At 66.2% G+C, this 22,969-nt stretch carries 27 protein-coding genes; 17 read left to right on the top strand and 10 right to left on the bottom strand.

The genetic code is table 11. The features are described from left to right. The first annotated feature begins 5 nt into the window (after nt 1-5). From pgl to eda, 4 genes are all read left to right on the top strand, one after another. On the top strand, nt 6-713 hold the full coding sequence (pgl, locus tag ASE13_RS05830; RefSeq protein ID WP_056612597.1) for a 6-phosphogluconolactonase: 708 nt from the start codon (nt 6-8) through the stop codon (nt 711-713). After that, on the top strand, nt 713-2,536 hold the full coding sequence (gene edd, locus ASE13_RS05825; RefSeq protein WP_056612595.1) for a phosphogluconate dehydratase: 1,824 nt from the start codon (nt 713-715) through the stop codon (nt 2,534-2,536). The genes pgl and edd overlap by 1 nt, the downstream gene beginning before the upstream one ends. 97 nt (nt 2,537-2,633) lie before the next feature. Beyond that, nucleotides 2,634-3,602 (top strand): glucokinase, encoded by a 969-nt coding sequence (gene glk, locus ASE13_RS05820; RefSeq protein WP_056612593.1) that lies wholly within the window; start codon nt 2,634-2,636, stop codon nt 3,600-3,602. Between the two features lie 20 nt (nt 3,603-3,622). Beyond that, complete coding sequence (gene eda, locus ASE13_RS05815) at nt 3,623-4,213, top strand: bifunctional 4-hydroxy-2-oxoglutarate aldolase/2-dehydro-3-deoxy-phosphogluconate aldolase (RefSeq protein WP_200955662.1); 591 nt, start codon at nt 3,623-3,625, stop codon at nt 4,211-4,213. Nucleotides 4,214-4,222: 9 nt separating this feature from the next. Here the strand turns inward: eda and ASE13_RS05810 are convergent, their stop codons facing one another. Beyond that, nucleotides 4,223-4,630 carry a winged helix-turn-helix transcriptional regulator gene (locus ASE13_RS05810; RefSeq protein WP_056612589.1) on the bottom strand — a complete coding sequence of 136 codons (408 nt, stop codon included), beginning with the start codon at nt 4,628-4,630 and terminating at the stop codon, nt 4,223-4,225. Nucleotides 4,631-4,686: 56 nt separating this feature from the next. On the opposite strand from ASE13_RS05810, the gene ASE13_RS05805 reads away from it, so the two are divergent. Then, a complete protein-coding gene (locus ASE13_RS05805) occupies nt 4,687-5,295 on the top strand; it encodes an NAD(P)-dependent oxidoreductase (protein ID WP_056612587.1) in 609 nt (202 codons plus the stop codon). Nucleotides 5,296-5,327: 32 nt separating this feature from the next. Here ASE13_RS05805 and mltG read toward each other — a convergent pair whose 3' ends face one another. The 7 genes from mltG to fabD form a co-directional block, all read right to left on the bottom strand. After that, on the bottom strand, nt 5,328-6,314 hold the full coding sequence (mltG, locus tag ASE13_RS05800; RefSeq protein ID WP_056612585.1) for an endolytic transglycosylase MltG: 987 nt from the start codon (nt 6,312-6,314) through the stop codon (nt 5,328-5,330). 4 nt (nt 6,315-6,318) lie between these two features. After that, on the bottom strand, nt 6,319-7,578 hold the full coding sequence (gene fabF, locus ASE13_RS05795; RefSeq protein ID WP_056612583.1) for a beta-ketoacyl-ACP synthase II: 1,260 nt from the start codon (nt 7,576-7,578) through the stop codon (nt 6,319-6,321). 138 nt (nt 7,579-7,716) lie between these two features. Beyond that, the gene (locus tag ASE13_RS05790; RefSeq protein WP_056612581.1) at nt 7,717-7,965 is read right to left on the bottom strand and encodes an acyl carrier protein; all 249 of its coding nucleotides are present in this window, start codon (nt 7,963-7,965) and stop codon (nt 7,717-7,719) included. 99 nt (nt 7,966-8,064) lie between these two features. After that, a complete protein-coding gene (locus ASE13_RS05785) occupies nt 8,065-8,592 on the bottom strand; it encodes a hypothetical protein (protein WP_056614777.1) in 528 nt (175 codons plus the stop codon). Nucleotides 8,593-8,615: 23 nt separating this feature from the next. Then, nucleotides 8,616-9,353 (bottom strand): 3-oxoacyl-[acyl-carrier-protein] reductase, encoded by a 738-nt coding sequence (gene fabG / locus ASE13_RS05780; protein ID WP_025494677.1) that lies wholly within the window; start codon nt 9,351-9,353, stop codon nt 8,616-8,618. A gap of 47 nt (nt 9,354-9,400) precedes the next feature. Continuing rightward, nucleotides 9,401-9,796 carry a GxxExxY protein gene (locus ASE13_RS05775; RefSeq protein ID WP_056612579.1) on the bottom strand — a complete coding sequence of 132 codons (396 nt, stop codon included), beginning with the start codon at nt 9,794-9,796 and terminating at the stop codon, nt 9,401-9,403. Between the two features lie 40 nt (nt 9,797-9,836). After that, nucleotides 9,837-10,772: an ACP S-malonyltransferase gene (gene fabD / locus ASE13_RS05770; protein ID WP_056614774.1), complete on the bottom strand. Its 936-nt coding sequence runs from the start codon at nt 10,770-10,772 to the stop codon at nt 9,837-9,839. A 199-nt stretch (nt 10,773-10,971) separates the two neighbouring features. On the opposite strand from fabD, the gene ASE13_RS05765 reads away from it, so the two are divergent. The 7 genes from ASE13_RS05765 (at nt 10,972) to ASE13_RS05735 (ending at nt 14,954) form a co-directional block, all read left to right on the top strand. Continuing rightward, the gene (locus ASE13_RS05765) at nt 10,972-11,346 is read left to right on the top strand and encodes an RcnB family protein (protein WP_056612577.1); all 375 of its coding nucleotides are present in this window, start codon (nt 10,972-10,974) and stop codon (nt 11,344-11,346) included. Between the two features lie 129 nt (nt 11,347-11,475). After that, nucleotides 11,476-11,985 (top strand): SPOR domain-containing protein, encoded by a 510-nt coding sequence (locus tag ASE13_RS05760; protein ID WP_056612575.1) that lies wholly within the window; start codon nt 11,476-11,478, stop codon nt 11,983-11,985. Between the two features lie 164 nt (nt 11,986-12,149). Next, nucleotides 12,150-12,545 carry a 30S ribosomal protein S6 gene (gene rpsF, locus ASE13_RS05755; protein ID WP_056612573.1) on the top strand — a complete coding sequence of 132 codons (396 nt, stop codon included), beginning with the start codon at nt 12,150-12,152 and terminating at the stop codon, nt 12,543-12,545. A 14-nt stretch (nt 12,546-12,559) separates the two neighbouring features. Next, nucleotides 12,560-12,784, top strand: a complete 225-nt coding sequence (gene rpsR, locus ASE13_RS05750) for a 30S ribosomal protein S18 (RefSeq protein ID WP_010543816.1) — start codon at nt 12,560-12,562, stop codon at nt 12,782-12,784. 12 nt (nt 12,785-12,796) lie between these two features. Next, nucleotides 12,797-13,405: a 50S ribosomal protein L9 gene (gene rplI / locus ASE13_RS05745; protein WP_056612571.1), complete on the top strand. Its 609-nt coding sequence runs from the start codon at nt 12,797-12,799 to the stop codon at nt 13,403-13,405. Nucleotides 13,406-13,520: 115 nt separating this feature from the next. Beyond that, nucleotides 13,521-14,123 (top strand): CAP domain-containing protein, encoded by a 603-nt coding sequence (locus ASE13_RS05740; RefSeq protein ID WP_056612569.1) that lies wholly within the window; start codon nt 13,521-13,523, stop codon nt 14,121-14,123. A 117-nt stretch (nt 14,124-14,240) separates the two neighbouring features. Beyond that, on the top strand, nt 14,241-14,954 hold the full coding sequence (locus tag ASE13_RS05735; RefSeq protein ID WP_200955579.1) for a CAP domain-containing protein: 714 nt from the start codon (nt 14,241-14,243) through the stop codon (nt 14,952-14,954). A gap of 10 nt (nt 14,955-14,964) precedes the next feature. On the opposite strand, the gene ASE13_RS05730 is transcribed toward ASE13_RS05735, so the two are convergent. Then, nucleotides 14,965-15,225, bottom strand: coding sequence for a hypothetical protein (locus tag ASE13_RS05730; protein WP_056612567.1), 261 nt, complete (start codon nt 15,223-15,225; stop codon nt 14,965-14,967). 108 nt (nt 15,226-15,333) lie between these two features. Continuing rightward, nucleotides 15,334-17,127 carry a DNA mismatch repair endonuclease MutL gene (gene mutL, locus ASE13_RS05725; RefSeq protein ID WP_056612565.1) on the bottom strand — a complete coding sequence of 598 codons (1,794 nt, stop codon included), beginning with the start codon at nt 17,125-17,127 and terminating at the stop codon, nt 15,334-15,336. A 148-nt stretch (nt 17,128-17,275) separates the two neighbouring features. Between mutL and ASE13_RS05720 the strand changes: the two genes are divergently transcribed. The 5 genes from ASE13_RS05720 to rodA are packed head-to-tail and all read left to right on the top strand — an operon-like array spanning nt 17,276 to nt 22,903. Next, nucleotides 17,276-18,316 carry a rod shape-determining protein gene (locus tag ASE13_RS05720; RefSeq protein WP_025494655.1) on the top strand — a complete coding sequence of 347 codons (1,041 nt, stop codon included), beginning with the start codon at nt 17,276-17,278 and terminating at the stop codon, nt 18,314-18,316. A 13-nt stretch (nt 18,317-18,329) separates the two neighbouring features. Beyond that, nucleotides 18,330-19,241: a rod shape-determining protein MreC gene (gene mreC, locus ASE13_RS05715; protein WP_056612563.1), complete on the top strand. Its 912-nt coding sequence runs from the start codon at nt 18,330-18,332 to the stop codon at nt 19,239-19,241. Then, on the top strand, nt 19,238-19,750 hold the full coding sequence (mreD, locus tag ASE13_RS05710; RefSeq protein ID WP_235536859.1) for a rod shape-determining protein MreD: 513 nt from the start codon (nt 19,238-19,240) through the stop codon (nt 19,748-19,750). The genes mreC and mreD overlap by 4 nt, the downstream gene beginning before the upstream one ends. A 1-nt stretch (nt 19,751) precedes the next feature. After that, nucleotides 19,752-21,788, top strand: a complete 2,037-nt coding sequence (mrdA, locus tag ASE13_RS05705; RefSeq protein ID WP_268801279.1) for a penicillin-binding protein 2 — start codon at nt 19,752-19,754, stop codon at nt 21,786-21,788. After that, nucleotides 21,785-22,903: a rod shape-determining protein RodA gene (gene rodA / locus ASE13_RS05700; protein ID WP_056612560.1), complete on the top strand. Its 1,119-nt coding sequence runs from the start codon at nt 21,785-21,787 to the stop codon at nt 22,901-22,903. Before mrdA ends, rodA begins: the two co-directional genes overlap by 4 nt. Nucleotides 22,904-22,969: the final 66 nt, after the last annotated feature.

Raw genomic sequence — 22,969 nt, 5'->3', positions numbered from 1 at the left:
CATACATGACGACCGAAATCGAATGGTGGGACTATGACGACGCCGACGAGATGGCCGCGGCCGTCGCGGGCGACGTGCAGTTCATCATCGAAAGCGCGATCGACGCGCGCGGCGCCGCCGTCGTTGCGCTCGCGGGCGGCAAGACCCCGTTGCCGATCTACGAGAAACTCGCCGCGGCCAAGCTCGACTGGAAGCGCGTGACGATCGTTCCCGGCGACGACCGCCTGGTGCCGCTGGGCGATCCGCTCTCCAACGTGACTGCGATCGGCAAGGTCTTCATCCCCAGGGGTGCGCGCGTGATCCCGCTGATCAGCGCGACCGTCGCCGACTACAAGGCGGCCGGCCGCGCGGCGGATGCGATCCTGCAGGACCTGCACTGGCCGCTCGATCTGTGCCTGCTCGGCGTAGGCGGCGACGGGCATTGCGCCTCGATCTTCCCGGGGCCCGATTTCGACGAGGCGTTGAACGGCCCCAAAGAGCGGCGCGCAACCGGGGTAATGCCCGACCCGCTGCCGCCCGAAGCACCGGTCGCCCGCGTTACGCTGAGCAAGGCCGCGATCGTCTCGGCGCGCGCGCTGATGATCGCGGTTACCGGCCAGGCGAAGCGCGACGTGCTGGAGCAGGCCATCGCGCAGGGGGCATCTTCCAATTATCCGGTCGGACGCGTTCTCGCCGACGTCGAACTGCCGGTCGACATTCACTGGAGCGCCTGATGGCCAGCCTGCATCCGGAAATCGCCGCAGTCACCGATCGCGTGATCGAGCGTTCGAAGGAGCGCCGCGCGGCCTATCTCGACCTGATCCGCCGCGAGCGCGAGAGCGGCGCGGACCGGCCGAAGCTCGGCTGCGCCAACCTCGCCCATGCCTATGCAGGAACGGACGAGCAGCGCGACCTGATGACGCCGGCGAACCGGATGAACATCGGCATCGTCACGTCGTATAACGACATGCTTTCGGCGCATGCGGTCTATTACCGCTATCCCGAGCAGATGAAGATCTGGGCGCTCGAAGCTGGTGCTACCGCGCAGGTCGCCGGCGGTGTACCCGCGATGTGCGACGGCGTGACGCAGGGCTATGCAGGGATGGAGCTGTCGCTGTTCAGCCGCGACACGATTGCGCTCTCCACCGGCATCGCGCTCAGCCACCGTGTGTTCGAAGGCGCCGCCTTGCTCGGTATCTGCGACAAGATCGTGCCGGGCCTGCTGATCGGTGCGCTTCGCTTCGGGCATCTGCCGATGGTGATGATTCCCGGCGGGCCGATGCGTTCGGGCCTCGCCAACAAGGCGAAGGCCGCGGTCCGCGAAGCCTATGCCGAGGGCAAGGTCGGCCGCGAGGAGCTGCTGGAAGCGGAGATCGCAGCCTATCACTCCAAGGGCACCTGCACCTTTTACGGTACCGCCAATTCGAACCAGATGATGATGGAGGCGATGGGCCTCCATATGCCGGGCGCCGCCTTCCCGAACCCCGGCACGAAGCTGCGGCAGGAACTGACGCGGGCCGCGGTGCATCGGCTGGTCGAGATCGGCTGGAACGGCAACGACTATCGGCCGATCGGCCATATCGTCGACGAGAAGGCGATCGTGAACGCCGCGATCGTACTGCTCGCAACTGGCGGATCGACCAACCACCTGATCCATGTCCCGGCGTTCGCCCGCGCGGCCGGCATCCTGATCGACTGGGACGATTTCGACCGGCTCTCGCGCGCCGTGCCGCTGCTGACGCGCGTCTATCCCAACGGATCGGCCGACGTGAACGGCTTCGAGGATGCCGGCGGGCCGTCGTTCGTCATCCGTGAGCTTCTCATGGGCGGACTGATGCACGGCGACACGTTGACCGTCGCGAAGGACGGCATGTCCGCGTACGGGCGCAAGCCGGCCGTCGAGGACGAAGCGCTCGTCTGGCACGACCATCCCGAGAAGAGCGGCGACGACACCATCGTCCGCACGATCGACGCACCTTTCTCGCCCGAAGGCGGCTTCCGGATCCTCAAGGGCAATCTGGGCCGCGCCTGCATCAAGGTCTCGGCCGTGGAGCGTGATCGCTGGACGATCGAGGCGCCGTGCCGGGTCTTCGCCGATCAGAGCGAGGTCCAGACCGCGTTCAAGGCCGGCGAGCTCGAGCGCGATGTGGTGGTCGTGGTCCGCTTTCAGGGACCGCGCGCCAACGGCATGCCCGAGCTGCACAAGCTCACCCCGCCATTGGGCGTGCTCCAGAATCGCGGCTTCCGCGTCGCTTTGGTCACCGACGGCCGGATGTCCGGAGCGAGCGGAAAGGTGCCGTGCGCGATCCATTTGTCGCCCGAGGCACTGGGCGGCGGACCGATCGGCAAGCTGCGCGATGGCGACGTGGTGCGTGTCTGTGCCGAAACCGGCCAGCTCGAAGCCCTGGTCGATCCGGCCGAGTGGGCGGCGCGCGAGCAATGCGTGGCGCCGCCGCCTGCGGAAGGCACGGGCCGGGAGCTGTTCGCGATGATGCGCCATTATGCCAGCGAGGCCGAGATGGGCGGATCCGCGATGCTGGCGGAGGCCGGACTCTAGACACCCGCTTTACAACACGCAGTCCAGCGCAGAGAAGGGCGGCGCACCGTATGCCAACGTTGACAGGCGACGGGCATGAGAGGTTCAGGGAGAAGGCATGGAAGTCGTCACGGTCGATATCGGAGGGACCCACGCCCGCTTCGCGGTTGCCGAAGTAGCTGAGGGTCGCGTCGTCTCGATCAGCGAGCCGGTGACCCAGAAGGTCGCCGAGCATCCGAGCCTGCAGCTCGCCTGGCAGGCGTTCGGCGAAACGCTCGGGCGCCCCTTGCCCAGGGCGGCAGCGATCGCAGTCGCCTCCCCCGTCGGCGGCGAGGTGATCAAGCTCACCAACAATCCGTGGATCATACGCCCTGCGCTGATCCCGGAACGGCTGGGTGCCCAGACCTGGACGATGGTCAACGATTTCGCGGCGATCGGCCATGCCGTCGCACAGCTCGGCGATGCGGATTTCCTGCATTTGTGCGGGCCCGAGATGCCGCTGCCCGAGCGCGGATCGATCACCGTGTGCGGGCCCGGCACCGGGCTGGGCGTCGCGCAGGTTTTCCGCCACAAGGGCGGCTACGACATCATCGCGACCGAGGGCGGGCATGTCGATTTCACACCGCTCGATCCAATCGAGGACGCCTTCGTCAAGCGGCTGCGGCGCGAATATAACCGCGTGTCTACCGAGCGGATCGTCGCCGGCCCCGCGATCGTCGCGATCTACGAGACGCTGGCCGAGCTCGAGAAGCGGCCGGTGCCGCGCCATAACGACAAGAAGATCTGGGAACTGGCTTTCGAAGGCGAGGACAGTCTCGCGGTCGCCGCGCTCGACCGTTTCTGCCTCAGTCTGGGCGCAGTCGCGGGCGACCTCGCGCTGACGCACGGACCTACGGGAGTCGTGATCGCCGGCGGTCTGGGCTTGCGTCTCAAGGACCATTTGCTGCAATCGGGCTTCGGCGAGCGCTTCGTTGCCAAGGGCCGGTTCCGGAACCTGATGGCGTCGATCCCCGTCAAGCTGATCACGCATCCGCAGCCGGGCCTTTACGGCGCCGCGGCGGCCTTCGCCCAGGAGCACGCACTTTGACGACGACGATCCAGGACATCATGCGCACGGCCCCGGTGATCCCGGTGCTGGTGATCGACGACGCGGCGCAGGCCCGCCCGCTCGCCGAAGCGCTGGTCAAAGGCGGACTGCGCGTGCTCGAAGTGACGCTGCGCACCGGCGCGGCGATCGAGGCGATCGCGGAGATGAAGAAGGTCGAAGGCGCGATCGTCGGCGCCGGCACCGTGGTCAACACCGAGCAGTTCAAGCAGGTAATGGATGCGGATGTCGAGTTCATCGTCTCGCCGGGGCTGACGGAGCGTCTCGGCGAGCCGATCGTCGCGAGCGGCGTGCCCTTTTTGCCGGGCATTGCGAATGCAGGCGACATCATGCGCGGGCTCGATCTCGGGCTGACGCACTTCAAGTTCTTCCCAGCCGAGACCTCGGGCGGACTGAAGGCGCTCAAGGCATTGGCGGCGCCCTTCTATCAGGCGAAATTCTGCCCGACCGGCGGTGTGAGCCTCGCGACTGCGCCCGAGTGGCTGGCATTCGATCCCGTGCTCTGCGTCGGCGGCAGCTGGGTCACGCCAAAGGGCGCGAGCGACGCGGAAGTCGAACAACTCGCCCGCCAGGCGGCCGGCCTCGCGCGCTGACGATCTGGTTCAGTTCAGCGCGTCGTCATAGGCGCGCTGGGCTGTGGCTACGTTCTCCATATGGGTTTCGGCCCAGTCGATCATCGACTGCAGCGATCCGAGCAACCCGCGGCCGAGCGGCGTGATCGCATAGGTGACGGTCACAGGCACCGTCGCCACCACCGCGCGGCTGACCAGCCCGTCGCGCTCCAGCGACCGCAGCGTCTGGCTGAGCATCTTCTGCGATATGCCATCGGTCCGCCGCCTGAGCATGTTGAAGCGCATCGCCTCCTGCCCCAGCAGCAGCAAGATCAGCACGCTCCACTTGTCGGCGATACGATCCAGCAGCTTGCGAGTCGGACAGTTCGCCGCATAGACATCGCCGCGCGCGCCGGTTCCCTCGGGGAAACTATCTATCGTCAAAGTGCCTTCTTGCATGACCGATATCCATACTCGACTTGGTATCTGTTAGAAACCATGAAAGGAAATCGGACATGAAAGTAGCGGTTCTGGGCGCGAGCGGACGCGCAGGCTCGGAGATCACCAGGGAACTGGCGGCACGTGGCCATGAGGTGATCGCGATCGCCCGCAAACCCAAGGCGATTCCGCAACTGCCGGGTGTCACGCCCAGCGCGGGTGATGCCGCCTCCCCCGCCGCGCTAGCCGGGCTGATCCGCGGAACCGACGCCGTCATCAGCGCGCTGCACTCCGATGTCCCGGCCGCCACGCTGCTCGCGGCGTTGCGCGAAGCCGGTGTGCCGCGCCTGCTCGTCACCGGCGGCGCCGCCAGTCTCGAGGTCGCCCCCGGCAGGCGCGTGATCGACGACCCTGCCTTCCCGGAAGAGTGGAAAGGCGCGGCGCTCGGCGGCATTGCCTTCCTCGAAGCCCTTCGCGCAGAAACGGAGATCGACTGGACCTTCTTCTCGCCCGCTGCTCTGATCTTCGAAGGCCCGCGTCTCGGCACTTATCGCCGCGGCACCGACCAGCTCGTCACCGACGCGAACGGGGAAAGCAAGATCAGCTTCGCCGATTACGCCATCGCAATGGTCGACGAGCTGGAGCAGCACCGCCACAGCCGCGCCCGCTTCACCGCCGCTTACTGACCACCGAGGGCGCGCCGCGACGCGTGGCGCGCCTACATCTCCCCGCGCGCTCTGCGCAGGGCATACCATTTCTGGACGTTGGCGTTGTGCTGTTCGAGCGTGTCGGCGAACACATGGCCGCCGGTGCCGTCGGCGACGAAATAGAGTGCGCTCGACTGGGCTGGATCGAGCACCGCGTCGATCGACTCGCGCCCTGGATTGGCGATCGGCCCGACCGGAAGGCCAGTCATCGAATAGGTGTTGTACGCGTTCTTGGCGTCGCGCTCCGACGCGAGGATGCGACGGCCCAGCGGTTTGCCTCTGGTGATGGGGTAGATGATCGTCGGATCGGCCTGAAGCGGCATCCCGACGCGCAGCCGGTTCGAATAGACCGCGGCGACCGTCCGTCGCTCCTCGGGTTTGCCGGTCTCCTTCTCGACGATCGAGGCGAGTGTCAGCGCCTGTGCCGGAGTCGATACCGCGATCCCCGGCTTCCGCCGCACCCACGCTTTAGCGAGATACTCGGTCATCGCCTTCTGCATGCGGGCCAACACCGCAGCGCGGGTCTCCCCGCGATTATAGGCATAGGTATCGGGCAGCACGCTTCCCTCGGCCGGCACCGCGACCGGGCCGCTGAGCCCGTCGGCCTTCATCAGCGCCTCGTGTACGAGAATCGACGGCACGCCTTCGGCGACGGTGATCTTGCGCTGGAGCGTCTTGCCGCCCTGCAGATCTTTGAGGATGTCCGACTGGCTCTCGCCCGCGAGCAGGCGATATTCGCCTGCCTTGATCTGCCTGCCGCCGCCGAAGACCCGCGCGAGCACCACGAACTGTCGCGCCGAGCGGATCGCGCCCGCTTTCTCCAGCTCGGTCGCCGCCTGGCTGAGCGTCGCGCCCTGCGGGATCAGCACGGACATGTTCGCCGGAGAAGGGCCGCTGCCCGCCCACAGCTGTAGCACGCCGAGCCCGATCGCCGCCACGAGGAGCAGGACGACGAGGATCGCACAGCCGCCGGCCCGCCGCGGACGACGCGGAGGCACCGTCTCAGACAGCTTTCATGACCAGGCTGGCATTGGTGCCGCCGAAGCCGAAGCTGTTGTTGAGCACGGCCTTGATCTTGCGCTCCTTGGCCTTGTGCGGGACGAGGTCGACACCGGCGCAATTCTCGCTCGGATTGTCGAGGTTGAGCGTCGGCGGGGCGACCTGATCGCGCATCGCGAGGATGCAGAAGATCGACTCCACTGCGCCGGCGCCGCCGAGCAGATGGCCGATCGCCGATTTGGTCGAGCTCATCGACAGCGTCGCGATGTTGTTGCCGAACAGGCGGCGAACCGCGCCCAGCTCGAGCTCGTCGCCGAGCGGCGTCGAAGTGCCGTGGGCGTTGATGTAATCGATATCGCCTAGGTCGAGCCCCGACTTCTTCATCGCCATCTGCATCGAACGGAACGCACCCGAACCTTCGGGATGCGGCGCAGTGACGTGATATGCGTCGCCCGACAGGCCATAGCCGATGACCTCGGCATAGATCTTGGCGCCGCGCTTCTTGGCGTGTTCATATTCCTCGAGCACCAGAACGCCGGCCCCCTCGCCCATCACGAAGCCGTCGCGATCCTGGTCCCAGGGCCGGCTGCCCTTTGTGGGATCGTCGCGAAAACCAGTCGAAAGCGCGCGCGCCTGGCCGAAGCCGGCGATGCCGATCGGGCAGATCGCGCCCTCGGCGCCGCCCGCGAGCATGATGTCCGCATCGTCCATCGCGATCATCCGCGCTGCGTCGCCGATCGAATGCGCGCCAGTCGAGCAGGCAGTAACCACCGCGTGGTTGGGGCCCATCAGCCCGTATTTGATCGAAACCTGACCCGAGATCAGATTGATCAGGCGGCCATGGACGAAGTGCGGCGAGACGCGCTTCGGCCCCTTTTCGGCGAGTACCAGCGATTCGCTCTCGATGCCCGGAAGACCGCCGATGCCCGAACCGATCGAGCAACCGGCGCGGAATCGCGTTTCCTCGTCCATGTCGAGCAGGCCGGCATCTTCGATCGCCTGGCCGGCGGCATCGATGCCGAAGACGATGAACGGATCGACCTGGCGCTGGACCTTGTGATCGACGCGCTTGCCCGGATCAAAGCCGTATTCGTGATCGACGGACTTCACCTCGCACGCGTAATTGCTGTGGAAGTCGGTCGCGTCGAAGCGCGTGATCGTGGCCGCGCCGGACTTGGCAGCGATGATGTTCTTCCAGGCCGTCTCGACATCGGCACCCAGCGGGGTGACGAGCCCAAGGCCGGTTACGACTACGCGGCGCATGGCATTCTCTCCGTCAAACTTCTCTCATCGGGATCAAATCCCGTAAAACGAAACGGCTCCCCGCCCTCTCTTTCGAGCCCGGACGGGAAGCCGCTATATGGCAGTGCCGGCCCATCCGGGCAGGTCGCCGGAGGGCGATCAGCCTTCCTGGTGCTCGCTGATGTACGAGACCGCATCGCCGACCGTGGTGATCTTCTCGGCCGCGTCGTCGGGGATCTCGACGCCGAATTCCTCCTCGAACGCCATGACCAGCTCGACGATGTCGAGGCTGTCCGCACCCAGATCGTCGATGAAGCTCGCTTCGGGCTTCACTTCGCCGGCATCGACGCCCAGATGGTCGACGACGAGCGCGGCAACGCGCTGGGTGATCTCTTCCTGGTTGGCCATAGTCCCTGTTTTCCTTTGTCTGGGCTCTGAATTCTGTGTGAACGCACCTAGAATGCCGGGGGTGCGGTTGCAAGGGGGGACACCCCCGCACCGCAAGCTTCACGCCTGCGAAAAAGCGAAGCTCGCATATTGGATCGTGCTGAGGAAGGCGAAATATTCGGCCAGCAGCTCGGCATTCTCGCGGGTCTGCTTCGCTTCCTCGGTCACCGATCCCTTGACCAACTCTTGGTTCTCCGCCGGCGTGAGCGGACGATTGCGCGCCTCTTCGGGCAATGTCTGGAACTGATCCTCCAGCGCCGCGGCGTCGAACCCACGCTCGCCGATGACGCGCTGGGCGACCGGCATGCCGAGCCTGGCGAGCGTATAAATCCGCGCGGCCTTTATCGCCGCTTCGGACCAATTATGCTCGAGCCCGCACGCCGCGGCGGCGCTGGCGATGCTGCCGCCGACCGCCGGATCGTAGCTCGGCCGCTTGCCGCTCTCGGCCATGTTGCGCGAGACGTCGGCGTGGAGCTTCGCAGTGACGACGGGGCTCAGTTTCCCCGCGACGCAATCGATCGTCGCGAGATCGGCAGCGTGCGCAGGTGCCGCGAGCGCCAGCAGCGCGGCAGTTGCGAGGATACGCATGATGGTCACTCCAGCCCCGGGGCTCAGAGCATCGCCATCCCGCCGTTCACATGCAAGGTCTGGCCGGTGACGTACCCCGCTTCCTTGCTGGCGAGATAGACCACCGCCGCGCCGATATCCTCGCCCGTACCGAGATCGCCCGCGGGGATGCGGGTGAGCAGCGCGGTCTTCTGCGCCTCGGGCAGCACGTCGGTCATCGCCGAGCGGATGAAGCCGGGGGCCACGCAGTTTACGGTGATGTTTCGGCTGGCGAGCTCTTGCGCGAGAGCCTTGGACATGCCGACCAGGCCGGCCTTGGACGCGGCATAGTTCGCCTGCCCCGGATTGCCGGTCGCGCCGACGACCGAAGTGATCGAGATCATCCGGCCGAAGCGCGCCTTCATCATCGGCTTGGCGGCGGCGCGCATCAGGCGGAATGCGGCTTCGAGGTTGACGCGGATCACCGTGTCCCACTCCTCGTCCTTCATCCGCATCGCGAGATTGTCGCGGGTGACGCCGGCATTGTTGACGAGGATGTCGAGCTTGCCGAGCGCTTCCACCGCCTGGGGCACGAGCGCGTCGACCGCGGCGCCGTCGGACAGGTTACACGGCAGTGCAACGTGATCGCCACCGAGCTCGGCGCGGAAGGCCTCGAGCTTCTCGGCATTCGAGCCGGAAACCGCCAGCCGCGCGCCCTGTGCGGCGAGGCCCTTGGCAATGGCGGAACCGATCCCGCCCGAAGCGCCGGTGACGAGAGCGGTCATACCTGTGAGGTCGAACATTTCGGAGCTCCGATCCTTAAGAAAAGAAAATGGTTCACGCAAAGGCGCTAAGGCGCAAAGGGAACGTAGTTGTTGGCCACGCGCTTGAGGCCCTCTTTAAGCGTCTCGCCACCAAAATTGATAAGCAGCCCAAGGGGCTGCTTCATAAGTCTGAGATACGTAAGCAGCTGTTTCGAATGGACGCCGCTCAAGCGCTCGACAGACTTGATTTCAACCACGAGCCGAGCATTCACGAGCAGGTCAACGCGAAATGCACCTTCGAAACGCAAGCCGTTGAATTCGAAATCGATCGGCTGCTGCCGCAAAACCGAATGGCCGCGGCGGATGAGCTCCGCCGCCAGAAGGGTTTCGTAAACGCTCTCGAGCAAACCGGGTCCGATCTCTCGATGCAGCATCAACGCGGCATCGACGACATCGGATGCTGCTGCCTCAAGCCGATCCATCTTCGCGCCTTTGCGCCTTTGCGTGAACCACCTTACTTCTTCACAACGATTTCGCCAGCGCCTCGATGTCGTCCATGGTGACGAGGCTGGTGGTGGTGGCGTCGGGGGCGATGCGTTTGACCATGCCGGCGAGGACCTTGCCGCCGAATTCGACGAACTCGGTCACCCCTGCCTCCTGCATCGCGAGCACGGATTCGCGCCAGCGGACCATCCCGGTGACCTGCTCGACGAGCAAGGTGCGGATCGTCGCGGGATCGGTGACCGGCGCGGCGGTGACATTGGCATAGACGGGAACGAGCGGCGACTGGACCACGACTGCGGCGAGCGCGGCCTCCATCGCGTCGGCGGCGGGCTGCATCAGCAGGCAGTGAAACGGCGCCGAGACCGGCAGCAACAGCGCACGCTTGGCGCCCATTTCCTTGGCGAGCGGCAGCGCGCGCTCGATCGCGCCGAGATGGCCCGAAATCACCACCTGGCCGGGATCATTATCGTTGGCGACGGTGCAGATCTCGCCCTGCGCGGCGGCATCGGCGATCGACTGTGCCTTGGCGAGATCGGTGCCGAGCAATGCCGCCATCGCGCCGACGCCGACGGGCACCGCCGCCTGCATCGCATCGCCGCGCGTGCGCAGCAGCCGCGCGGTGGTGGCGAGATCGAAGGCGCCGGCAGCGCAGAGCGCAGTATATTCGCCGAGGCTGTGGCCCGCGACGAAATCGGCTTTCTCGCCCAGACGGATGCCGCCGTCCTTTTCGAGTACGCGCAGCACGGCGATGGCATTGGCCATGATCGCGGGCTGGGCGTTGGCGGTGAGGGTGAGCTGGTCCTCGGGACCTTCCGCCATCAGCTTCGACAGCTTCTGGCCGAGCGCCTCGTCTACTTCCTGGAAGATTTCGCGCGCATGCGGGCTGGCGGCGGCGAGCGCACTGCCCATACCAACGGCCTGGCTGCCCTGCCCGGGGAAGATGAACGCGCGCATTTGCCTCTCCTTGGTGAAGGCGCGCGGGTTAGTGCCGTTGCGCAATGCGGGCAAGCCTGTCCGCTTCGCAACCTGAACGAACCAGACGTCCGCGCGACAAATGGCGACCATTTTGCCCGGTGGCCGGGACAAGGCTGCGACAAGCGACTCCTAGATAGGTCTCAACGCCGGAAACGGCGCGAACAAGAGGAGTAAAGTCATGAAGAAGATCATTCTCGGCCTGGTCGCCGCTTCGATCGCAGCCACCCCGGTTATGGCCGCCGCAGCGCCGCAACAGTATCGCGGCTACGACGCGCCCCGACAGCAGGTCGTCCATCGCGACGACCAGCGCGGCTACGGCTACCGGGACGATCGCGGTTACCAGAGCCACAACTGGCAGAACCGCAACTGGCAGCGCGGCCAGCGCTTCGACAGCCGCTATGCCCGCAACTACAGGCAGATCGACTATCGCCAGTATCGCGGTCTCCGCGCCCCGCCCCGTGGCTATCGCTACGTCCAGTCGGGCAACGATGCGGTGCTGGTCGCGATCACCAGCGGGATCATCGGCGCCGTGTTCGCCAACATGATCCGCTAAACCGCCGGCCTGTCACCGGCATGAGACGGCGGGGCCCTCGGGCTCCGCCGTTTTCGCGTCTCTTTTCGGGACCGGGTAGCAATATCCGGGGCTCGTGCGTTAACGGTCGTTAACCGTAACGAGTCGTGCGTGACCGATACCGATTCCTCCTTTCCGATCGCATTGCGCAGGCGGCCGCGCCGGCGGTGGCTGTTCGTCGCGCTGGCGAGCCTGCCGGTCGTCGGCGTGCTTCCAATCCTCGGCATCGCACAGGCGTCGCGGCAAGGTCCCGGCCCAGCAGCGGCATTCGACGTCACCCGTCGCGAACCGCGCCGCCATGTCGACAGGCCGGCTACCGTCACATTGGGTGCGCTGATCGAAACACAGCGCCGCGCCCGCGCGCAGCGCCTCGCTTTGGCCGCGGCCGCGGATCTGCCGCCCGGCGAGGCCTGGCAGGCGCAATTGGGGGCATTCAGCTCCGCCGATGCCGCCGAACGCCAGCGCGCGCGACTGATCGAGGCCGGGGTCTCTGTCACGGTCGAGCAGGTCGGATCGCTCCACCGGCTGCAGAGCCTGCCCGCGATGCGCACCGAAACCGAAGGGCTCTGCGCGCGGGCGCAGGCGAGCGGTATCGATTGCTTCGTGCGGCGGACCATCTAACCATAAGCGCGCACCTTGGCGCTTGCATTTCCGGCGCTTTGCTCGCATAGGCCGCTCGGTCGGGGTGGAGACGTGTCTCCGCCCGATTGCTTTTGAGACGACAGCCGGAGGGGCGTTGCACATGGGGTGCGCGTCAGCGATCGGCCAACAGTGAGAAGAAACGCATGGCTCTTTACGAGCACGTGTTCCTTGCGCGCCAGGATCTGGCACAGGCGCAAGTGGACGCACTGGCGGAAGCCGCCACCAAGATCGTCGAGGATCACAAGGGCAAGGTCGTCAAGACCGAGACCTGGGGTCTTCGCAGCCTCGCCTATCGCATCGCCAAGAACCGCAAGGCGCATTACGTGATGCTCGAGATCGATGCCCCCGCGGGCGTGGTCGCCGAGCTCGAGCGCCAGACGCAGATCAACGAGGACGTGATCCGCTACATGACCGTCAAGGTCGATGGGCTGGAAGAAGGTCCGAGCGTGATGATGCGCAAGGGTCAGGACCGCGAGCGCGGCCGTGGCCGTCGCGATCGCGACGATGCCGGCGGCAACACCGGTTTCGGCGGCGAATAAGGAGCATATAGATCATGGCACGCCCATTTTTCCGCCGCCGCAAGAGCTGCCCCTTCTCCGCGAAGGATGCGCCCCGGATCGATTACAAGGACGTCCGTCTGCTTCAGGGCTTCGTGTCCGAGCGCGGCAAGATCGTCCCGTCGCGCATCACTTCGGTGAGCGCGAAGAAGCAGCGCGAGCTGGCCCAGGCCATCAAGCGCGCCCGTCACCTGGGCCTGCTGCCCTACATCGTCAAGTAAGGAGCAGAGAACATGGAAGTCATCCTGCTTGAGCGCGTCGAGAAGCTCGGCGCCATCGGCGACGTGGTGAAGGTCAAGGACGGGTTCGCCCGCAACTTCCTTCTCCCCAACAAGAAGGCGCTTCGTTCGAACGCCGCCAACCGCAAGGTCTTCGAGGCCAATCGCGCGCGCATCGAAGCCGACAACGCTTCGCGCCGCAGCGACGCCGAGAAGGAAGCCGGCAACTTCAACGACGTTTCGGTCACGCTGATCCGTCAGGCTTCGAACACCGGCCAGCTCTACGGCTCGGTCGCGGTTCGTGACCTGGTCGAGGCGATCACTGCCGACGGCCACAAGGTCAACAAGGCGCAGATCGTGCTCGACCGTCCGATCAAGTCGATCGGCGTGTACGAGATCAAGGTTGCGCTGCACCCCGAGGTGTCGGTGACCGTCAAGGTCAACGTCGCCCGCTCGCCGGAAGAGGCCGAGATGCAGTCGCAGGGCGTCGACGTGATGACGGCGATGTTCGAGAAGGACGAAGCCGGCTTCACCGAGGATTACGATCCCAACGCCGAGCCGGGCGCGACCGCCGAAGTGCAGGCCGAGCCTGCCGCGGACGAGAGCGAGAACGCCGAGGGCTGAGGCTTTCGTCGCATTCCGAAATAAAGGGCCGCTCCGGAGCATCCGGGGCGGCCTTTTTCGTGCATGATCGATCCGCGGCTTGCATTCAGCCGGCAGGGACGCAAAAAATTGGAGGATGCTGGCCGCTCTCCTCCCTCTCGCCGCGACGCTTGCCGCGCCCGAGAGTGCGCTCGAACGCGAGATCGTCACCGAACTGAACTTCGCGCGCCAGCATCCGCGCGACTATGCCGGGCGCCTGCGCGAGTATCGCCGCTATTTCCGCGGCAAGATCGTGCAGTATCCCGCCAAGCCCGAAGGCCTGCGCACCGCGGAGGGTGTCGCCGCCGTCGATGAAGCGATCGCGTTCCTCGAACGCCAGCCGCCGGTGCCGCCGCTCTCCCCTGCCCGGCTTCTCGCCCAAGCAGCCGGCGCGCATGTCGCGGAACAGGGACCGCGCGGAGCGACCGGTCATTTCTCGAAGAACGGCGACGATCCGCGCGATCGCGTCCGGCGGCACGGCGGGGGCGACTATGTCGCGGAGACGATCACCTACGGTCCACCCTCTGCAGTCGAAGTCGTGCGCCAGTTGATCGTCGACGACGACGTGCCTAATCGCGGCCACCGCCGCACGGTGTTCGCGGCCGAGATGCGGTTCGTCGGAATCGGCTGCGGGCCGCACAAGACCTACCGCGTGATGTGCGTCGCCGAATTCGCGCGCAAACCGGACGGGCGCCGCTGAACCCGCATTTAGGGTTAACTCCGGACTATCCACACGCCTCGTCATGGGGTTAGGATGTGCTGCATCACCATAGACGTCCGGCGCGCGTACGCGGCGGGTTCCGGGGGGATCTGTAACATGCGTATCGGGCGTTTCGCCGCCGCCGCGCTCGCGGCCTGCTCAGCCCTTTTGATTGCCGCCACCGATAGCGAACCGCGCGGCCGTTCGATCGAGGCGCAGGTGCTCGAGCGGATCAACGACGTTCGCCAGGATCCCCGCGCTTTTGCCGAGGATCTGCGCGAATATCGCCGCTATTTCGACGGCGACATGCTGTTCCTGCCGGGCGAGGAAGGCACTTACACGCGCGAAGGCGTATCGGCGGTCGACGAGGCGATCCGCTTTCTCGAACGCCAGGCCCCGCTCCCACCGCTCGAACGGGGCGACCTGCTCGCGCTCGCCGCGCAGGATCATGCCGACGATCAGGGAATGATCGGCGCCATGGGGCACGTCTCACGCGACGGATCCGGCCCCGGCGAGCGCGTCAGGCGCCGCGGCGGTGACATCTTCGTCGGCGAAAGCATTTCCTATGGCATGGCCGATGCCGACGCAGTGATCCGCCAGATGATCGTCGACGACGGTGTACCCGGCCGCGGCCATCGCACGCTGTTGTTCAAGAACGACTTCCGTTTTGCGGGCATCGGCTGCGGCGAGCATCGCCGCTACGGCTATATCTGCGTCGTCGATTTCGCCGCAACCGCCGACGGCCGGCCAAACCTGCCGCAATGGACCGCCCGCGGCACGCGCTCCGCGCCGGTTCGCGCCCGCGCCCGCGCCCGCGCCCGCGCCCGCTGAGGCAGGTCGCTTATTGCGCGCCGAGCTGGCCGCCGCGGCTCTGATTCTCGCGAAAGGCTTCGTTCCGCTTCTCATATTCCCCGTTGAGCTTCGCCCATTCGGTCTTGGTCAGGCAGATGCGCTTCGACATCACGCTTCCCGTCGGCGTGACCGAACGGCAGAGCTTCTTCTCCTGGACCGGCTTGGCCGGATCAATCGGCGCATCCTGCGCAATGGCGGCGTGCGAAAACAGACACGTAACAGCAGCAGCCGCGAGCAAGCGGATCGACATTCCCACCCCCTGAAAGATAGCAAAGCAACGCCATAACATACTGTATTGCACACGTATAGCGGTCGCGACTAAGCGAGTGGTGCCGACGGTATGCGATCACGCTATGCGCTATTTGCGTCCGAACAGTTTCTCGATGTCGCCATGCGCCAGTTTCACCCAGGTCGGGCGACCGTGATTGCACTGGCCCGAATGCGGCGTGACTTCCATTTCGCGGAGCAACGCGTTCATCTCGGCGACCGAGAGGATCCTGCCCGCGCGCACCGAGCCGTGACACGCCATGGTCGAGGCGACATGATCGAGCCGTTCCTTCAATGACAATGCCTCGTCGAAGCTGGCGAGTTCGTCGGCGAGATCGGTGACGAGGCCGTGGACGTTGCCCTGTCCCAGCGCTGCGGGCGTTGCGCGGACAAGCATCGCGCGCGGGCCGAAACGTTCGAGCTCGAGGCCAAATTGCGCCAGTTCCTCGATGCGTGCCTCGAGCCGATCGCAGGCGGGCTCTTCGAGCTCGACGACTTCGGGCAGCAGCAGCGCCTGGCTGGCGACGCCACCGCCCTGCATCGCCCGCCGCATCCGCTCGAGGACGAGGCGCTCGTGCGCGGCATGCTGGTCGACGAGGACGAGTCCGTCCTCGGCCTCGGCGACGATATAGGTCTTCGCAACCTGCCCGCGGGCGACACCGAGGGGGAAGTCTATCGTCTGAGGGACAGGCGCATGCGCGGCTTCGGCGCGGGCTTGCGGCGGCGGGGTGAAGAAGGTGGGGCGGCGATCGTGGAGCGCGAGGCCTGAATAATGCTTCAGTCCTTCTCCGTCCGCCGCGGGACTGACTGGGCTCCACGCGAATGCTTCCGGATCAGGCCCGCTCACATGCCCCGGCTGCCACATCCCCAAAGCCGCCTCCCTCGGGCGCTGGACGCTGCGGTGACCGGCTTCGTCAAGGGCGCGGCGCAGGCCGCTGACGATCATGCCGCGGGCGAGCGCGGGATCGCGGAAGCGGACTTCGGTCTTGGCGGGATGAACGTTGACGTCGACCTGGTCGGGCGGGACATCGAGGAACAGCGCCACCACCGGATGGCGATCGCGCGCGAGCATCTCGGCATAAGCGCCGCGGACCGCGCCGGCGAGCAGCCGGTCCTTCACTGGGCGGCCGTTGACGAACAGATATTGGTGATCCGCCACGCCGCGATTGAAGGTCGGCAGCCCGGCGACGCCGCCGAGGACGAGGCTCTCGCGCTGGAAGTCGATCGCGACGCTGTTCCCAGCGAGATCGCGATCGGTAAGCGCGGCAACGCGTTCGGGTCGGGTCTCGCCGCCTTGCACCGACAGCACGCGACGGCCGTCGTGCTCGACCGAGAAGGCAATGTCGGGCCGCGCCATGGCCAGCCGCTTAACGACATCGAGGCTGGCGCCATATTCGGCGCGCGGCGAGCGAAGGAACTTGCGGCGCGCCGGCACGCGGGCGAACAATTGCTCGACGCGCACGCGCGTGCCCGGCGGCAGCGCGGCCGGGCCCTCGGCGACCAGCTCGCCATTGTCGACAATGCGCGACCAGCCATCGGCACCGCGCAATCGGCTCTCGATCGTCAGCCGCGCGACGCTGGCGATCGACGGCAGCGCCTCGCCGCGAAAACCCAATGTCGCGACGGCTTCGATCGCATCGTCGGGCAGCTTGGAGGTGGCATGGCGCTCGAGCGCGAGCGCCATGTCGGTGGGATTCATGCCGCAGCCGTCGTCGATGACCTCGATCAATTCGGTCCCGCCGGTAACGAGCCTGACGGCGATCCGCGAAGCGCCCGCATCGATAGCGTTTTCAACCAGTTCTTTCAGCGCGCTGGCAGGGCGTTCGACCACTTCGCCAGCTGCAATTCGGTTGACAAGATGCTCGGGGAGACGGCGTATTGACATGGCAGTCTGTCTAGCCCAACGGGCGGCATCCCGCGACCCGCAAGCGCATGCACCGAGATGGATTTTTTGTCCAATCCGGAAGGGTCAGGGCTAAAATCTGGTGCGAACAGCCGGCGGCGGGCGCCCGTGCGGCAGGACGGAACAACGAATGGCTTTTTCCCGCTTTTTCAAATTCATGTCCCACGACATGGCGATCGATCTGGGCACCGCGAACACCGTCGTCTATCTTCGCGGACGCGGCGTAGTCCTCAATGAGCCCTCGGTGGTGGCGGTCGAGACGCTCAACGGCGTCAAACGGGTCAAGGCCGTCGGCGACGACGCCAAGCTGATGATGGGCAAGACGCCTGGCTCGATCGAGGCGATTCGCCCGCTTCGCGACGGCGTGATCGCCGACATCGATGTCGCCGAGCAGATGATCAAGCATTTCATCCAGAAGGTCCACGGGCAGCGCCGCTTCATGCGCTGGCCGCAGATCGTGATCTGCGTCCCCTCGGGCTCCACTTCGGTCGAGCGCCGCGCGATCCGCGATGCCGCGTCGAACGCCGGCGCCTCGCAGGTGTGGCTGATCGAGGAGCCGATGGCGGCCGCGATCGGCGCCGACATGCCGGTCACCGAGCCGATCGGTTCGATGGTCGTCGATATCGGCGGCGGCACCACCGAAGTCGCAGTACTCTCGCTGCGCGGCCTCGCTTATTCGACAAGTGTGCGCGTCGGCGGCGACAAGATGGACGAGGCGATCGTCTCGTACGTGCGCCGCAACCACAACCTGCTGATCGGCGAAGCCACCGCCGAGCGGATCAAGCAGGAAGTCGGCGTGGCCAAGCCGCCGGCCGACGGCATCGGCGCGACGATCCACATCAAGGGCCGCGACCTCGTCAACGGCGTGCCCAAGGAAATCCAGATCAACCAGGGCCAGATCGCCGAGGCGCTCAGCGAGCCGGTCGGCACGATCGTCGAGGGCGTGCGCATCGCGCTCGAGAACACCGCCCCCGAACTGGCCGCCGATATCGTCGACCAGGGCATCGTGCTCACCGGCGGCGGCGCGCTGCTCCAGGGGCTGGACGAGGTGCTTCGCGACGAAACGGGCCTGCCCGTGACGGTCGCCGAGGATCCGCTGACCTGCGTCGCGCTTGGCACCGGACGCGCGCTCGAGGACCCGATGTTCCGCGGCGTGCTCATCCAGGTCTAAGGAGCGAGGGGACATGGCGCCGCCACGCAACCGGCGCCCCGGATTTTCGCGGCGGGCGCAATACGGGCTCTTCATCGGTTACATGGGCTTGATCGGCGGCGGACTGGTCGGCGCGGTGCTGCTGTTGCTCTCGACGTTCAATCCGCCGGCCTTCGCTCCCCTGCGGGGCGTGGTCGCCGAGATTACCACTCCGATCGCTTCCGGGTTCCACTGGGTGCGGCGTGGTCTGGGGGGCATCCCCCAAGGAATTGGCAGCTATTTCAACGTTCACGGCGAGAATGCTCGCCTGAAAAAGCAACTCGCCGACAATGCGCTGTCGGTGTCGCGCGCGCAGACGCTCGACCAGGAGAATCGCCGGCTGCGCGAGATGGTCAAGCTGCGTGACGTGACCACCGACGCGATCGTGGCGGCGCGGCTGGTCAACAGCTCGTCGTCGAGCACCCGGCGCTACGCCACGCTCAACGCCGGATCGTGGCAGGGCGTGAAGCGCGGCCAGCCGGTGCGCGATCCCAGCGGGCTGGTCGGTCAGGTCATCGAGACCAGCCCCAACAGCGCGCGCGTGCTGCTGGTCGTCGACCCCGAGAGCATCGTGCCCGTGCGCCGCACGCGCGACGGGCTTCCGGCGATCGCTTCGGGACGCGGCGACGGGCTGATCGACATCCGCTCGGCCAGCGTCGCGACGATGGGCTTCCGTCCCGGAGATGTTTTCGTCACTTCGGGAACCGGCGGGGTCTTCTCGCCGAACATCCCGGTCGCGCGCGTGGTCCGTACCCAGGGCGACATCGCCATCGCCCAGCCCGCGGTCAATCCCGACGCCCTCGATTTCGCGTTGGTCCAGCAAACCTTCCTGCCCGAGCCGGTAGCGACCCCGACGCCCTCGCCCTCCCCCTCGCCTACCGCGGCACAGCCCAGGTCCGCGCCGTGAGCCCCATCGAATTCATCCCGATGGGGCATGCCGAAAAGCCGCCGCGCGCGCTTTGGCTCGCGCCTTTGTCGGTGATGCTCGGTTCGCTGATGACATTGCTTCCCGTGATCGCGGTGGTGCCGTTCCTGCCGCCGTTCGGGCTGATGATCCTGCTCGGCTGGCGGATGGTGCGCGGCGATTCGATGCGCGTCTGGATGCCCGTGCTGCTCGGCTTCTTCGACGATATGGTGAGCGGGCAGCCGCTCGGCTCGGCGATGCTGCTGTGGACGCTGTGCGTGCTGGCGATCGACGTGCTAGATACGCGGCTGGTATGGCGCGATTTCTGGCAGGACTGGCTGATCGCATCGGGTGCCATCGGCTTTTGCCTGATTGCCGGGCGGCTGGTCGCCTCGCCCTTCGGCTCGCATGTCGATACCGCGCTGCTGCTGCAGGTCGTCACCTCTGCCGCGCTGTTTCCACTGATCTATCGGCTCTGCGCCTGGTTCGACCGCGACGTGAGGAAGCATTGAGGTGCTGAAGGTCACCGAGGCGTCACAGGCATACAGCTTCTCGCGGCGCGCATTGCTGATGGGAGGCGCGCAGGGCGCCGTCGCGCTGGCGCTCGCCGCGCGCATGACCTGGCTCTCGGTTTACGAGAACGAGCATTACCGGCTCATGGCCGAGGACAACCGCGTCAGCCAGACGCTGAGCCCGCCGCGCCGCGGCTGGATCATCGACAGGAATGGTCAGCCGCTCGCCAACAACCGCACCGACTTCCGCGTCGATCTGATACCCGATCGGCTGGAGCGGCGCGAAGAAACCCTGGCCGAGCTCCAGCGCATCCTGGAGTTAACCCCGGAGGAGATGGCGCGCATCGCCACCGACCTCAAGCGCGCCCACGGCTTCAAGCCGGTGCAGGTCAAGGAACGCCTCGACTGGGAACGCTATGCCAAGGTGCTCGTCCGGCTGCCCGAATTGCCGGGGGTGCAGGCGACGCAGGGGTTCACGCGCAACTATCCGCTCGGCGCCGGAGTCGGCCATCTGATCGGCTATGTCGGCGCTGCCTCGGCCGAGCAGTATAAGGAGACCAAGGATCCGTTGATGGTCACGCCCGGGTTCAAGATGGGCAAGGACGGACTCGAGAAGACGCTCGAGAGCCGGTTGCGCGGCGTGCCCGGCGCCAAGCGCGTCGAGGTCACCGCCCGCGGCAAATTGGTGCGCGAGCTGACGACGCGGCCCGATGTGCCCGGCAAAACCGTCAAGCTGACCATCGACGCGGGGCTGCAGGAATATTGCGCGCGGCGGCTTGCCGATAATTCGGGCTCGATCGTCGTCCTCGACTGCCTGACCGGCGACGTGCTCGCGATGGTTTCGATGCCCGGCTACGATCCCAACAGTTTCTCCGACGGGATCAGCCAGAGCGAATGGAAGATGCTTTCGGGGGACGATCACGTGCCCTTGATGAACAAGGTGCTGCAGGGGCTGTATCCGCCGGGATCGACCGTCAAGCCGATGCATTCGCTGGCGATCCTGCGCGCCGGCATATCGCCCCAGGCCACCGTGCAATGCAGTGGCGCACTGCAGATCGGGAATCGCGCCTTTCATTGCCACAAGCGCGGCGGGCACGGTGCGGTCAACATGGAGCGTGCCGTCGCGCAGAGCTGTGACATCTATTTCTACTCGATGGCGCGCGAACTCGGCTATGACCACTTCGCGCCCACGGTGCGAGAGATGGGCCTCGGGCAGCGCTTCGACCTGCCTTACACGAGTCAGCGTTACGGCACCGTGCCCGACAGCGCGTGGAAGCTGAAGAAGTACAAACAGCCCTGGACCATCGCGGACTCGGTCAACGCGTCGATCGGACAGGGCTATGTTCTCGCCAATCCGCTCCAGCTGGCGGTGATGGCGGCGCGGATGGCGCAGGGCCGCGCGATCGTACCCCGCCTGCTGCTCGACGAGCCGCACGAGCCGGCGCCCTCGCTCGGCATCGACCCGCAGCATATCCAGACGGTCCGCCAATGCATGTGGGCCGTGATCAATGGGGGCGGAACCGGCGGCAAGGCGCGTTTGCCGATCGCCGGCATCGAGCTGGCCGGCAAAACCGGCACTGCGCAGGTCCGCGCCATCACTTCGGCAGAACGCAGCTCGGGCGTGCTCAAGAACGCTGCGCTCCCCTTCAAGCTGCGCGACCATGCGCTGTTCGTCTGCTTCGCGCCGTGGGACAATCCGCGTTACGCCGCTTCGATCGTTCTCGAGCATCATGGCCACGTCAACCCGGTCACCGACGTGTCACCCACCGCGCGCGACATAATGACCTTTCTGTTCGATCGCGAGAAGGCGATGGCCTCGCTGCACGCGCTCGAGAAAGGCTGGGGCGGCACCTATACCGAGCGGATGGCGGCGAAGAGCGAGGCGTTCAACGCAGCGCAGGCGGCGGCGAAGGCAGCCCCTCCTCCGCCCGTTCCCGAGGATGCCGAAGCGGCGGCAAGCGATGTCGTTTCCGAAGCCGCCAATGCCAGCGTGCCGGTCGGCGACGTCGCCGGCGCCCCGGTGGAGCGCGACGAATGAGTACGCTCGGCCCCGGCATGATTCCTGCCCCGCTCGCGCAGCTGCCGTGGAAGATCATGGTGCTGGTGCTCGCGGTCGGCTGTTTCGGACTGGTCGTACTCTATTCGGCGGCGGGCGGCAGTCTCTATCCCTGGGCGTTCTCGCAAGGGACCAAGTTCTTCGTCTTCTTCGGCATGGCGATCGCGCTCTCACGCGTCCCCGAAGGATGGTGGGCGCATGCCACCTTTCCCTTATACGGCGTCATCCTGCTGATGCTGCTCGGGGTCGAGGCACTGGGCGCCGTCGCGGGCGGCAGCCAGCGATGGCTCGACCTCGGCATCATCCGCCTCCAGCCATCGGAGCTGATGAAGCCGGTGATCGTCCTCACCATGGCGCGCTTCTACGAGATCCTGCCCGCAAGCGAGATCCGCAAGTTCGGCGCACTCTGGCCGGGCGCGGTGCTGATCGGCCTCCCCGCCGCTCTGGTGATGCTCCAGCCCGATCTCGGCACCGCGCTGATGATCACCGGCGGCGGTATCGCAGTGATGTTCCTCGCAGGCATCCCCCTGCGCCTGTTCATCGGCGGCGGGCTGGCGCTCGCCGCGGCGGTTCCGCTCGTCGTCAATTTCGTGCTCCACGATTATCAGCGCAACCGCGTGCTCGTGTTCCTCGATCCCGAGAGCGATCCGCTCGGCACCGGCTACCACATCAGCCAGTCGAAGATCGCGATCGGATCGGGCGGCATCTTCGGCAAGGGCTTCCTCAATGGCACCCAGAGCCATCTCGATTATCTGCCCGAGGGCCATACCGACTTCGCCCTGGCCACGATGATGGAGGAATGGGGACTGATGGGCGGCCTGTTCATCATCGTCGCTTTCGGCTGCCTGATCGGCTGGGGCATCAGCGTGAGCATGCGCGCGAAGAGCCGCTTCGGCCGGCTCACCGCCGCCGGCCTCTCCGCGACGATCTTCTTCTACACCGCCATCAACATGGGCATGGTGATGGGGCTCGCTCCCGTGGTGGGCATTCCGCTGCCGCTGATCAGCTTCGGCGGCACTGCGCAGATGACCTTCATGATCTGTTTCGGCATCCTGATGTCGATCGATCGCGAGAGCCGCCGCAAGCAGCGCTGGTAAAGTTTCGAGGGACGCGCATTTTAGGGTTTGCAATCCCCGAAAGCTTTGCTAACCGCGCCCCTCCAA

The sequence above is a fragment of the Sphingomonas sp. Root241 genome (assembly GCF_001428865.1).
Classification (GTDB): domain Bacteria; phylum Pseudomonadota; class Alphaproteobacteria; order Sphingomonadales; family Sphingomonadaceae; genus Sphingomonas.
Note: the sequence above shows the minus strand (reverse complement) of the source record. Positions and strands in the feature narration are given on the sequence as shown.